This is a genomic window from Rhizobium sp. N621 (assembly GCF_001664325.1).
GTDB classification, from domain to species: Bacteria; Pseudomonadota; Alphaproteobacteria; order Rhizobiales; family Rhizobiaceae; genus Rhizobium; species Rhizobium esperanzae.
Map to the genome: position 1 here is coordinate 3593135 of NZ_CP013495.1, position 13424 is coordinate 3606558.

Annotated in this window: 10 protein-coding genes; 8 read left to right on the forward strand and 2 right to left on the reverse strand. The window is 59.0% G+C overall.

Annotated features, from left to right (window positions below):
- The first annotated feature begins 251 nt into the window (after window positions 1-251).
- From AMK00_RS17390 to AMK00_RS17410, 5 genes are all read left to right on the forward strand, one after another.
- Window positions 252-953, forward strand: a complete 702-nt coding sequence (locus tag AMK00_RS17390) for a sugar transferase (RefSeq protein ID WP_064811206.1) — start codon at window positions 252-254, stop codon at window positions 951-953.
- 116 nt (window positions 954-1069) lie between these two features.
- Complete coding sequence (locus AMK00_RS17395; RefSeq protein WP_064811207.1) at window positions 1070-2830, forward strand: polysaccharide biosynthesis tyrosine autokinase; 1761 nt, start codon at window positions 1070-1072, stop codon at window positions 2828-2830.
- 74 nt (window positions 2831-2904) lie between these two features.
- Entirely contained in the window at window positions 2905-3846 is a 942-nt protein-coding gene (locus AMK00_RS17400; RefSeq protein WP_064811750.1) for a glycosyltransferase family 2 protein, read from the forward strand.
- A 4-nt stretch (window positions 3847-3850) separates the two neighbouring features.
- A complete protein-coding gene (locus tag AMK00_RS17405; RefSeq protein WP_064804637.1) occupies window positions 3851-5230 on the forward strand; it encodes a polysaccharide biosynthesis/export family protein in 1380 nt (459 codons plus the stop codon).
- 121 nt (window positions 5231-5351) lie between these two features.
- On the forward strand, window positions 5352-6818 hold the full coding sequence (locus tag AMK00_RS17410; protein WP_064811208.1) for a hypothetical protein: 1467 nt from the start codon (window positions 5352-5354) through the stop codon (window positions 6816-6818).
- Between the two features lie 185 nt (window positions 6819-7003).
- Here AMK00_RS17410 and AMK00_RS17415 read toward each other — a convergent pair whose 3' ends face one another.
- A complete protein-coding gene (locus tag AMK00_RS17415) occupies window positions 7004-7303 on the reverse strand; it encodes a hypothetical protein (RefSeq protein ID WP_064811209.1) in 300 nt (99 codons plus the stop codon).
- Window positions 7304-7611: 308 nt separating this feature from the next.
- Here AMK00_RS17415 and AMK00_RS17420 point away from each other — a divergent pair, with 308 nt between their 5' ends.
- Together AMK00_RS17420 and AMK00_RS17425 are read left to right on the forward strand one after the other, a co-directional pair.
- Complete coding sequence (locus tag AMK00_RS17420) at window positions 7612-8523, forward strand: glycosyltransferase family 8 protein (RefSeq protein WP_064811210.1); 912 nt, start codon at window positions 7612-7614, stop codon at window positions 8521-8523.
- A gap of 106 nt (window positions 8524-8629) precedes the next feature.
- Window positions 8630-9652 carry a glycosyltransferase family 2 protein gene (locus AMK00_RS17425; protein WP_064811211.1) on the forward strand — a complete coding sequence of 341 codons (1023 nt, stop codon included), beginning with the start codon at window positions 8630-8632 and terminating at the stop codon, window positions 9650-9652.
- 116 nt (window positions 9653-9768) lie between these two features.
- Here AMK00_RS17425 and AMK00_RS17430 read toward each other — a convergent pair whose 3' ends face one another.
- Window positions 9769-10878, reverse strand: a complete 1110-nt coding sequence (locus AMK00_RS17430; protein WP_064811212.1) for an acyltransferase family protein — start codon at window positions 10876-10878, stop codon at window positions 9769-9771.
- A gap of 217 nt (window positions 10879-11095) precedes the next feature.
- On the opposite strand from AMK00_RS17430, the gene AMK00_RS17435 reads away from it, so the two are divergent.
- Window positions 11096-13414 carry a membrane-bound PQQ-dependent dehydrogenase, glucose/quinate/shikimate family gene (locus tag AMK00_RS17435; RefSeq protein ID WP_064811751.1) on the forward strand — a complete coding sequence of 773 codons (2319 nt, stop codon included), beginning with the start codon at window positions 11096-11098 and terminating at the stop codon, window positions 13412-13414.
- The last annotated feature ends 10 nt before the right edge of the window (window positions 13415-13424 follow it).

Here is a 13424-nt window from a genome sequence, read left to right on the forward strand (position 1 = left end):
GATTTAAAAATCATCAATTATTGAAATTACGACATCAACACAATTGTTGCATTAATGCGCAAAATTATCACCAACAGCAGATTATATAGCCAATTAAAAGAATTGATGACACAGATCTGTAGTCGGAAATCTGTGTGACGGCTTCCTAGCATAAAGAATTAATTAACGATTATGACCTTGGTAACAGACAATCTGGGTGCGGCGCAGCAAGCTTTCAACGGTTGTTGACGGGCAATGTTTTGGAGACCGCGATGGCATGGGAAGCACATAGTGTTGAGGCTTGGTCACGCGTCGGACGGGCCGCTAAGGGTGACGATTTACCCGACGCTCGGCCTCGTGCAGCGAGTAGGTCGTCGAAGCGTGCGATAGATCTTCTTGTTGCGATCACCGCCCTGATCCTGCTCTCTCCGCTTCTGCTGATCGTCGCGATGATCGTGAAACTCTCCGACCGCGGCCCTGTCTTCTATTCCCATACGCGCATCGGCTTCGGCGGAGCGCCGTTCGGATGCCTCAAATTTCGGACGATGAAGCCCGATGCGAGCGCTCAGCTCACGGAATTGCTGCAAAACAACCCGGCCGCCCGCAGCGAATGGGAAACGACGCGCAAGCTGAAGAACGACCCCAGGATCACCGCCGTCGGCGATATTCTCAGGCGCTCGAGCATCGACGAGCTTCCGCAGCTGATTAATATTGTCCGTGGCGAAATGAGCCTCGTCGGACCCCGGCCGGTCACAGCCGAGGAACTGCCGCGCTACGGCGAACACATGTGGGCCTATATGGCGGTCCGTCCGGGACTGACCGGTCAATGGCAGACCAGCGGGCGCAACGACGTCAGTTACGAGTTCCGGGTTTCTCTCGACGTCCACTATCTCAACAACTGGTCGCTTGCCCGAGACTTCGTCATCATCGCCAAGACTATTCCTGCGCTGTTTTCGCAGCGCGGATCGTACTGAGCGTTCAAGGGGAGACAGCCGACAGCGCCGGGATCGGAAAATGCGCCGCTCCCGCGTCCCCTCCAAGCCGCCACTACCTGGTTATTCCTTGATTTCCCATTTTGGATTAGGACGACATGACCTCCAGCACGATCTTCAGCGGTGTCTCTGCCATATCCCTGCCCGCAGCAGCCACTGGCGGCGGGAATTCGCCGCTGACCCTGCGGGATATGCTCTTCTTTTTGAGAATGCGCTGGCACTGGATCGTCGTGACGACCATCGCTTTTCTGGCAATCGCCGCAACCTACCTGCTGACCGCCGAACCGACCTTCGTTGCCAGCACGCAGCTTTTGATCTTCCCCCAGGTGAGCGGCTCTGAAGCACAGAGGGCTTTCGCCGAAGATGCGTTCATCGAAGGACAGCTGGAGATCGCCAGATCGAGCGATGTCGTCGGCGGAGCGGTGGCGGCGCTTGATCTCGTCCGTGATCCGGAGTTTGTCGATCAGACGCCTTCTCTGCAGGGTAGAGCGAAGAATTGGCTGACAGGGCTTTCCTCACAACTGGATACGCCATCGCAAGACGCGGCGGGCAACGGAGCGAGCGAAGCGCAACCGCAGACGGAGGAGGAGCGGCTCCACGACTGGGCAACCGCCAAACTGCTGAACATGATGGACATCCGCCGGATCGGAAGCTCGACGATCATCGAGATATCGGCTGCGGCATCGACCCCTCAGAAGGCCGTCGACATCGCCGACACGCTCGCCAGGCAATATATCCAGAAGAATATCTCGATGAAGGCCAACGCCGCCCGCCAATACAGCGACTGGCTGGCGAAATTCATGGCCGAGCAACAGCGAGGGCTGGCGGAAGCCGCCAGCGCCCTGGCGAGCTTCACGAGCAATCCCCGCGACCAGTTCAAGCTTGCGGAACTGCAAAGCGCAACGGATGCCCGCCGTACGCTTTATGAAAACACCTTGAACCAGCTGACCGAAGCAAAGCAGCGCATCACCTATCCGATGTCCGACGCCACGATCGTCTCGCGGGCCATGTTGCCTCTTTCGAAGGCGAGACCGCGCAGCACGCTCATCGTTGCCTTTGCGGCGGCGGTCGGCCTTGGCGCGGGTCTCGCACTCGCAATGATAAGACATGCCAGCGACCGCCGGCTCGTCCGCCCGCATCAGATCGCTGAAACCTGTGGTCTGCCCTTCGTCACCGTTCTGGCGACATCAAAAGGAACACGCAACGGCCAGCCGGCGCCTTTCCTCGCCGCCGGCACGGGCAGCAGTACAGCCGCCTATCCGGTTATTCCAGGCATGACGGAGTTGAGCGCAACGGTCGTCGGGCTTCGGCGCAAACGCCGGATCGTCATCGGAGTGGTCGCCGTCAATCCCGGCAACGGAGCATCAACCATCGCAAGCGAACTTGCCGTGCTATCGTCGGCATCTGGAGCGAAGACACTTCTGATTGATGCGGCCGCGCAGAAATCATCACTCAGCAAAGCGATTGCGCCCCATAGTTCCAGCGGCCTCGTCGACGTGCTCGACAACGGCCAACTGATTCAGACGGCGGCCTTGCCCCTCAGCCCGACGCTGAAATTCCTTCCGCTCGGCAAGGTCGACACCGTGACGCCGGCAATTCGTCTGAGTTCGCGCCGCACGCAATTGAGCTTCGCCGAGCTGAAAAAGGAATTCGACACCATATTTGTCGACATTTCCGCATTCTCTGCTTCGCCGGATGCCAATGCGATCGCGCCGGAGCTCGACGGTGTTCTGGTGGTCGCCTCGCACGGACGCACCTCGATCGACGACGCCATGCGTGTCATCGAGACGATGCGCAATGTCGGCGCGGAGATCCTCGGCGCGGTCATCAACCACTCGCCGAAGAGCATACAGCCATGATCGCGCATTCGGCAAAAACCACAAGGCAGGACGGCTTGGTCGGACCGGCGCCTGTTTCTTCCGACACCGAAGCGATGGTCCGGCGCGCGAGCCGGCCATTGCGGATTGCCGTCGGAATTGCTTCGGCGGGACGTCCTTCGATCCTGCTGGAAACGGTCAATTACCTCGCCGGCCTGCCGGACCAGCCGCAGCGGTTGATCGTCTGCGTGCCGGGGATCGACGATGCCGCCGGGCTCGCCGACCGTCTCGACGTGGAAATCATTATCGGCAGCCGCGGCCTGACCTCTCAGCGCAACAGCATCATCCGGGCGTCCGCCGCCGACACAGATGTTCTGATCTTCCTGGACGACGATTTTATTCCGGCCGCAACCTTTCTGTCGCGAATGGCAGCCGTCTTTTCAGCGAAATCTGACGTCGCGATTGCCACCGGTGAGGTCCTGGCCGACGGCATCCTCGATGGGGGGCTCGACATGTCGAAGGCCCTGCAGGTTCTTCACAGCGCCGGCGAAGGGTCCGAGCGGGTGTCGGATGTCTATAATGCCTACGGGTGCAATATGGCGGTTCGCCTCGCCCCCGTTCTCGAACACGCGCTGGCGTTTGACGAGCAACTGCCGCTCTATGGCTGGCTTGAGGATGTCGATTTCAGCAGGTCCATCGCCCACTACGGCAGATCCGTGCGCGTTGAAGGCGCCTACGGAGTGCATCTCGGCGTCAGATCCGGGCGACAGCCTGGCCGCAGACTCGGCTATTCGCAGGTTGCCAATCCTGTCCACCTGATCCGCAAGGGCACGATGTCGAAAGGCCGTGCAATAGCACAGATCGGCCGCAACATCCTGGCGAACGCATCGGGCATAGTGCTCAACGACCACTTGGTCGACCGATGGGGACGTTTGAACGGCAATTTGCTGGCGCTCACCGATCTTCTTGCCGGCCGCGTCTCGCCATCCCGCATTCTCGAATTCGGCAATCCGCCCTCCCGCGCGCCCTGGCCGCCGATCGCAACGAAACGGAGATAGATCAATGCAGTCCACATTCTTGCTCGATCGCGTTATCTCCGCGGCCCTCGCCTTGCAGGTTTTCTGCTGCCTGACCGGCTGGAGCGTCGCCCACGCACAAACATTCACCCTCGTGCCGGAAGACAAGGTCAGACTGCGCGTCGTCGAATGGCGTTCCGCGGATTCCCGCTATGCCAGCTGGGAAGCTGTCGATGGCGTCTACACCATCGACGATACCGGCGACCTGTCGATCCCGATCGCCGGCCATGTACAGGCGTCCGGAAAAACAGCCGAAGAACTCGCCGATGCCGTCGCCAGTGCGCTCGCCGAAAAGGCGGAACTTCCTGGCAAGCCATACATCGCCCTGGAGATAGCCGAGCATGCGCCGATCTTTGTGACCGGCACCGTTCAGACCCCGGGACGCTATCCTTTTGAACCGCGGATGACCGTCATGAAGGCCGTCAGCATCGCTGGTGGCTTTCTGCGGGAACGCGAGGACAATACCTATTTCGAGCGCGACCGGATTCAGGCAGCCGGAGCCTACCGAACCGCCGTCCTCAACCGGCGCGATCTCTTGATGCGGCAGGCGCGGCTGCGCGCGGAAATCGCCGGCGAGCAGAGCTTCGAGATTCCCGCCGAACTCGTGGGAACGCCCGACGTGGACAAGCTGAAGGCACAGGAATTGAACCTGATGCGGCTGCGCCGCGTCGATACCGACAGCCAGATCGAAGCGGCGAATGACCTCACCCGCCTCTACGGCCAGCAGGTCGAGTCGCTCGAGGCCAAGATCAGCTCGCAAAAGCGGCAGATTGACCTTGCCCAAAAGGAACTGGACAACGTCAATAGTCTGGTGAGCAAAGGGTTGGTCAGCAATTCCCGTCAGGTCTCCGTCGACCGCTGGGTTGCCGATGCACAAGGTACTCTGATCGATCTCGAAGTCGCCCTGACCACGGCTCGTCAGGGCCTCAGCGAGGCCGACCGTTCCAAGATCAATATCGTCAACAGGCAGAACAGCGAAAACCAGGAGCTGCTGAATCAGGTCAACCTCGCGATCGGCAGGGCAGCGATCGATATTCAGGTGGCCCAGCTTCTGGGCGAACAGGCCGGCTATGACGCTCAACTTGCGCAGATGAACATGGAGGCGCCGGGACTTGGCAGAGCGCAGAAGAACTACAGGATTGTGCGTCGCAACAACGACGGAACCACCAGCAACATCGTAGCCGACGAGCAAACCGCATTGCTGCCGCATGATCTCGTCGAGATCGGCTTGGACACCAATCTTCAGGCGCCGACTTCGCCGCTGCAGTCCGCGCCCCAGACGCAGAGCTCGACACTCCCGTCATCTGATGTGGCCGGGGATAATCGAGCCGGCCGCGGCTGGATGTCCCAGATGGGATCGAATTAGGACACGATGATGATCAGCAACGACAGCTGGCGGCTTTCGCCTCGCCCATCATATCGACTTGCCGTGCCCGCATTCGGCCAAAGCGGTATTTCAGCTGTTTGCCAGGGTCAGGATTAGACGCATGTCGATAGAGCCGCTCGGTTTCATCGTTCTCCTGCTTGGCCTGCTCACCATGGTCAATGGCGCGCGTTTTGCAGTGACGACCCTCTGCCTGTTGACGCTGCTGGGAGCAGCGGCGGCTCTGCAATTGGCTGCGCTCGGTGGCAGCAGTGTCCAGCCAAGCCATCTAATGCTCCTGTTTATCGTCGCCGCCACCTTGTTGCGTCCGGTCCAGACACAAGCGGCGCTGGCTAGCATCGCCTATCCGGGTCCCGGCTTCTGGTTTGCCGCCTACGTGCTGTTTTCCGTCGTGTCGTCTTTTTTCCTGCCGCGCATTTTTGCGGGCGCGACGCTCGTCTACTCCTCTGCGAGAGATGCGACGGGCATGATGTCGACGGTGGCCGCGCCCTTGTCGCCAGGCTCTTCCAATCTCAGCCAATCTGTCTATCTGCTCGGCGACCTCGCCTGCTTTGCGGTGGTCTCGGGACTTGCGAGGCTCGGATATCAGCGGTTCATCGCTCAGCAGTTGATCGTCGCATCAATCGCATGTTTTGCTCTGGCGTTGCTTGATATCGGAACGTTCCTGACCGGTCAGACCTACCTGCTCGACGTCATCAGAAACGCGAATTACACCATGCATACCGCCGAGACGATCAGCGGCTTCAAACGCATCGTCGGCGCCTTTCCCGAAGCAAGCATATACGGGACGGTCGCACTGGCCTATTTTTCGTTCACGCTTCTGCTCTGGCTGGAGCGCGTTCGAAGCCGTATGGCCGGCCTAGCAACGCTTTTAATCGGCCCGACGATCCTGCTCTGCACATCGACAACCGCCTATATCGCCGGGCTTTTCGTTGTCTGCATGCTCGTGCTGTTCTGCTGCAAACATATGGTCGCAGGATCGGCAAAGACCTCGCACGTGACTTTCCTGGCGATAACCCTCTTCCTGATCCCTTGCGCCATCGTAGCCCTCAGCCTTATCCCCGATGCATGGAATTCCATCACCAGTCTCGTCAACACCACCGTGTCGGACAAACTCCAATCGCAGTCCGGCGAGGAGCGCACCGCCTGGAACACGCTGGCATTGATCGCATTCGTCGATACCGCAACCTTCGGCGCCGGCCTCGGAACGGTTCGAGCATCGAGTTTCATCGCCGCATTGTTGTCCAACGTCGGATTGACCGGCACGCTTCTCTTCGTCGCCTTCCTGTACAGCCTTATCAGAGCCTCCGGCCGGCACGTCTCCGGCGATCGGGAGACGCATGCCATCGGAAACGCCGCCATTATGGCATCGATCTCACAGATCGCCTCTGCGGCGATTTCAGGAAGCGGCACCGATCTCGGCCTGCTGTTCAGCACCACGGCGGGTTTGGCGTCCGGTTGCCTGGCCACCCCCTATGTGTCGTGGCATCGGGTGGCCCGACCTGTCGCAAATCGGCATCCCCCGGAGGCATCGGCATCTCTCAGGAGAGCGCCGGTGTTTGCAACGTGATGACCTCAGTCGCGAATTTCGTTCAAGGCCGAGGACGGTATGCCCTTGCAGCGATGCGCACGCCCGGGCGGATTCGCAGCCAATCGCCCGCGCCGTCAGGAAATGCTGGTAAAATCAAGAGCTCGGAGGAGCGCGGTGTCGCACCTCCCTGCTGGATAGGACGGGCGACCGATCCTGCTTCAGCGTCAGCCCTGTCGGCGTTCGCTGGTGGCTGCGACGCTATCAGAGGCGGAATTGTTTTCTGGCAGCCTGGCGCTACGCCGCGCGAAACCCGACAGGAAGACGCCTGTCAGGTAGCCGATTTCCATGAGCACCAGGAAAGCGATACCGGAAACGATCGCCCCGAACAGCGAAGACCCGTCGGCGAAAGCCACACTGCCGAAGCCGATTGCCACAAGGATCGCGAAAATAGCAAAGGCCCAGGCGCGGATCGAAGCGCCGGCAGCTATCGAAATCACGGCCGCCACCAAGGTGGTGATCAGCATGACGATCTTCCCTCCCTCTGCATTTCGATCAGAGTCCCGGCATCAATCGTCCTGCCGCGGTTCAAGATGTCGAAACACAGCCCTGTGACAGGCGCGGCATTCTTCATGATGAGCGTCTCAACAATGGAACACACAAAAACCGCCGGCGGCCGGATGCGGTTTCAACAAACGAGCGGTCCGGCGACACGCAATATATACCGGACCGGACTGTCATACGACAGGCCTGCCGGATCGATCAACAACTGTTCCCTCTACCCTGAAGAGAGCAGCCATTCACTCGCATTGAAGACAACCGGAAGGGTGATGACATGAACAATCAGTGCGTTGTCTACGTCACGGATGTCGAATATTCATTTCCAACTATTCTTTCCGCGCTCCAAGCTCGCAAATTCGCAAGCTCCGCAACCGACGTTTGCGTGCTTATGTCTGAACGTCTGGATAATTTCAGCGAGTTGAAAGCCCTGCTCGCCGCGAGCGGGGTCGAATTGGCAGATGCGACCGATGCACTGCAGGACTCGCTCGGCAAGCTCGACAGTTCGCATTTTCAGGGGCGCATCAGCGTCAGCACGATGGCCAAATTGGTCCTTTGCGAGATCCTGCCCGCCCATTACAGCCAAATCATCTATCTTGATGGCGATACCCAGATCGTCAGCGATCTCGGCAAACTCGAAAACGCCGCCGTGCCTGAGGGCCGGTTTTTCGCGGCCCGCGATTACACGGCAATCCAGGACTTCCTCAATACTGGAAAGGACAACCACTACTTCAATGCGGGGGTCCTGAAATTCCATCGCAACGGCTGGATCGGACAGGAGGCGCTTGAGCTTTTTGCCAGCAACCCCGAGGCTTGCGAGGGCAAACACGATCAGGGCGCATTGAACTATGTTTGCGGTTCGTCGCTCATCCTCGTATCCAACCGCTGGAACTTTCCCAAGCAGTTTCTGCATCTGGTGAACATGTCGTCGCTGGCGATCGTCCACTATATGGCGCATCCGAAGCCATGGCATGGAACCTTCTTTCCATGGACCGATCGGGAAAGCCAAGTTTATGTCGATCTGCGCAAAGCCCATTCCATTTACAACGCGCTCTATCGCGGAATAAGCCTCGATCGGAAGATACTCTATAAATATCGGTCGATGCGGGCACGTATCGAACACGCGATCGAGAGGAACGGCCCCCACCCGCGGGTCCAGAGCCTGTTGGTTGGCGATTACGCCGTATGATGACCGCATATTGTTCCCACCAGCCGAAATTGCTCTGTGCTCCGTCCGTGGGGCTTCTCGAAGCAAGGCTAATGATTCCGGGAACGGATAATGTTCAGGATGGAATATGAGTTATCGGGTTTCCGTCGCCAGTATCTCGCATTACGCAAAAGCCCGCCTGCGCCGGTCGCTCAAGGCTCGGCAGGTTCGCTATGACGTGCTGCGCAGCGGGCTCAGGCAGGCCCGCCACGTCGTCATCTCAGTCATCCGTGACGAAGGCCACCGGCTGGCATTCTTCCTGCAATATTATCGTGATCTCGGCTTCGAACATTTTATCTGCATCGACAACGGCTCGACGGACGGAACGGCCGAATTGCTATCCGGCTTCGACGATGTCTCGCTCCTATCAGCTCATGGCTCCTACAAGGCGGCAAGGTTCGGAAACGACTGGATCAACGAGGTCATCAACCGGTACTGCCGGGAGAAATGGGTCCTTTATGTCGATGCTGACGAGTTCTTGGTCTATCCCCATTGCGACACCTGCCCGATCGGTCAGCTGACCGCTTATATCGAATCCACCGGCGGTCATTCCCTCCGCTCGGTCATGATCGACATGTACAGCCCGCGTCCCGTTCTCGAAAACATATGCGAACCCGGCCGCAATCCGCTCGAGGTCTGCAATCTTTTCGACCGATCCGGCTATGTCGCTCATTTCGACGAACGCAACGGGACGATATGGATCAAAGGCGGCGTTCGCGGACGCATCTATTTTCGTGATCGGCTCTGGGACGGGCCGGCGCTCAACAAGATCCCTCTCATCTATGTGACAGGTGAACGGCTGTTTCTCAAATCGTCGCACCAGGTCTGGCCGCTCTCCCTGAATCTGGGCGAAATGCGCGGCGCACTCGGCGTATCCGGCGCCCTTCTCCATTTCAAATTCCTATCGACCTTCGTGCACAAGGTTGCCGATGCCGCCCATCGTTCTCAGCATACGGAAGAATACACCGTTTACTCCTCCGATAAGGAGATGGGCGACTTCGTCCATGACGATACGGGCACTTACACGAGCTGGAAGGACTTGTCCGATCACGGGCTCATTCAGGGTGAAGGCTGGAAAAACTGGAAAAACATCTCCGGGAGCGAAATCTAAACAGTCCTAGCAAGAATGCAGCGGGTTCGGTCAGCGACCGCAAATCCCGATGATCTCTTTGCTGAGCCGGGCATCCTCGCTCAATGACCAAAGTCCCGGATGGGCGGTCGAGAAGCTTACTTCAAAACCGCGCCGGCCAATTCCCGTCTCGTGCCGCGTTGCAGGTAGAGGTTCTCGAGCCAGGTCACCTGTCTCCTCAATTCCAACGCCGGCTTTTCGATGAATCGCCATGAGAAGGCGGCAAAACAAGTGACAATGATGCTGCAGACGATCCCATTCAGCCACCAATTATGCGCCCAGGGTCCGAGCGCGACGAAGGCCTGCTGGATGGGATAGCCATAGAGGAATACGCCATAGGAATAGTCGGCGCCCTGAAGCACTCCGAGCTTGCGGGGCGAGGTCAAGCCGAGGAAGACCGTTACATATCCAATAGCCGGAATGGCAACGAAGTCCCCAAAAGAGCTGAACCAGTAAGCCCACAATACGACGGCAACAGAAGCGATGAACATGCGGACATCCCACAGAATCTTGTCCTTGTAGAGATAGATCGTCACGCCCACGAGGAAGGCGCCGATCAGCAGGTTCCCCGACGCGGTCGTCGGCATGAATGCCCAGTTGCTCTCATGCTTCCAATATCGCGCAAGCCCAAAACCCACGAACAACGCCGTCGTTGCGACGAGCGCGATTACGCGCCGCCTGAGCACGCCGAGCAGGAAAAGCGCGGCGATCGCGACGTAGCATTCAAGTTCGAAGGGCACGGTCCAGAGCTGCCCGTTCACCATCGCGGCGTCAGGATTGGTCAGGAACACCCCCGGAAGATTGAAGTGAATGTGCCCGGTGACATTCAGCAGATATGTAAAAAACTGGGGGTCGGTGAAGTAGTTACTGAGGTCATACTCGGTATAGATCGCTCCCAGTATAAAAGCAGCCAGCAACACTTCCACTGCGAGGGCGGGATAAATCCGGATAAATCGATTGCCAAGAAAAGAGATCAACGTCTTCGACCGCCCTAGACTGCCGGCAACCAGGAACCCACTCAGCGCAAAGAACATGGGCAGCACCGACTTGATAAAGGGACGCAGGGGCGTTTCCCACAAAAACAGATCATCGCCGTAGGTGACACGAGCCGTATGGATCCAAAGCACCGAAAAGGCCAACAGCAATCGCATGTAGTCAAATCCTGTCGGCCGCCCCTTCGCCAGATCAAGTTTTTCGCCGAGAACCATCAGTGCCCCTTTCAGAAGTTTTGACGCAATCGCAAGCATCATTGCCGGCTCGGGAACACGTGTCAGTGACCACAGCTACATCAGGAAAAATTTGAGGGACTGCCCGTCTTCGGAACGAATAGCTGACCATCGCTCCAATGGCCCTGTGCTGCCCGAGGCGCCGTCGATGGTCGGAGACGAATGCGGGCGACTGCGCAGCGAATTGGATGAGGAGACGATGAAATTTCTGGCCGCTTTGTTCTGTATCGTTCTCGCCTTGATCGGATTGGGCTTGATGGGAGGCGGCGCCTTGCTGCTGAGCCTCGGCGGCTCCTCCTATTACGCAATCACAGGACTTGCCTATCTCGTTGCAGCCGTTCTGCTATGGCGCCGGACGCCGCTGGGCGCACTCATCATCCTGCTTGTCGTCGTTTTCACCCTTCCCTGGGCATTGTGGGAGTCGGGCACCAATTTCTGGGGGCTCTTCGCACGCCTGATGTCCCCCATTGCGCTGGCGGGAGTTGCGTTTCTTTTTGCACCAGCGCGTTTGCCGACCGCCAACCGAAAGCTCTTCCACGGCGGCGCCCTGCTTGCCGCCATTCTGTTTGCTGCAGGCTTTGGTCTTGCTTTCACGCCACATGAGGTGATCCGCCCCTCCGGCGATATCCCTACCTACAAGACGGTCAGAGGCGACAACTCCCCCTCCGACTGGACATCCTATGGCCGCGGCACGGAGGGAGATCGCTATTCCCCATTCGATCAGATCAATCGCGGCAACGTTGCCAGGCTCGATCTTGCCTGGACATATCGCAGCGGAAGAGGCGACGGCGTCGACCAGAACACGCCTTTGCAGATCGGCGATACCGTCTACACTTGCACGCCGACGGATGCGATCGCAGCCCTTGATGCCGATACGGGAAAACCCCGCTGGACCTTCGACCCAAAGGCGTCAGCGCCCTATTGGCAGCGTTGCCGCGGCCTCGGCTATTACAAGATGCCGGAGGAAAGCCGATCACCCGATGGCCTCTGCAACGAGCGCCTGATACAGACGACGATAGACGCCCGCCTCCTCGAGATCGACAGCAAAACCGGCGCGCCATGCACTGGCTTCGGCGACAACGGCACCGTGCAGCTCTCTCAGGGCATGGGTGAAATCAAGACCGGCTACTATTTCCAGACGTCGGCTCCGCTGATTGCCCGCAACCTGATTGTCATCGGAGGCTGGGTCACCGACAATCAGGAGGTCGGCGAGCCCTCAGGCGTCATTCGCGCATTCAATGTTGTCACCGGCGGGCTCGAATGGGCCTGGGATCTCGGCAGTCCGGCGATCACCAAGCTTCCGCCGGCAGGCGAGACCTACACCCGCGCCACGCCCAATATGTGGACGACAGCCGCCTTCGACGACAAGCTCGGCCTCATCTATGCCCCGCTCGGCAATACCACGCCGGATTATTACGGCGCCAATCGCCCGGCTTTCGCCGATCAGTACAACGCGACATTGGTGGCGCTCGATGTGACGACAGGCCGGGAGCGATGGAAATTCCAGACCGTGCATCATGATATCTGGGACTATGATCTGCCGGCCCAACCGGTGCTGATCGACCTGCCTGACGGCAATGGTGCCACCGTGCCGGCCATCTTGCAGACCACCAAACGTGGGCAGCTTTTCCTGCTCAACCGTCAGACCGGCCTTCCCCTCGCCGAAGTTCAGGAAAAGCCGGTGCCGCAGACAGGAGGCGCGCCGGAAGAGAAGCTGTCGCCGACACAGCCTTATTCCGTCGGCATGCCGACGATCGGTGCGGAACGTGTCACGGAGCAGCGGGCCTGGGGCCTGACGATGTTCGATCAGCTGGCCTGCCGCATCGCCTTTCGCAAGATGCGCTACGACGGCGATTTCACCCCGATCGGCACGCATCCTGCAATTCAGCAGCCGGGAAATCTGGGCGGCCTCAACTGGGGAAGCGTCTCGGTCGACCTGCCCAACAACCGCGTCTTCATGAACGACATTCGCGTCCCCAGCATCTTCGCGCTCGTGCCGCGGGCCGATTACGTCGATTTTGCCCTCGTCACGACCGCACACGGCCCATCCGCCCCGCAGCGCGGCACGCCCTATGGCATGACAACCGAGAAGTGGACGTCAAGACTGCGCATTCCCTGCACGCAACCGCCATGGGGCACGGTGACGGCAGTGGATCTGAACACACGCAAAATCGCATGGCAGGTGCCGGCTGGGACTGCCGAACAGCTCGGACCATTCAAGATCAAGATGAATTTGCCCATGTCGATGGGCTTGCCGACCTATGCGGGTACATCGGCGACTGCCGGCGGCCTCGTCTTCTTTGCCGGCTTCCAGGACTATTATATCCGCGCCTATGACGCCGAGAACGGCAGCGAGCTGTGGAAATATCCTTTGCCGGTCGGCTCGAGTGCGACGCCGATGACCTACGTCTCACCGAAGACAGGCAAGCAATATGTTCTGGTCTCGGTTGGCGGAGCAGCAAATTCGACTGACGTCGGCGACTATGTATTCGCCTTCTCCCTAAGAGACGGGAATTAGCCAGCCGATC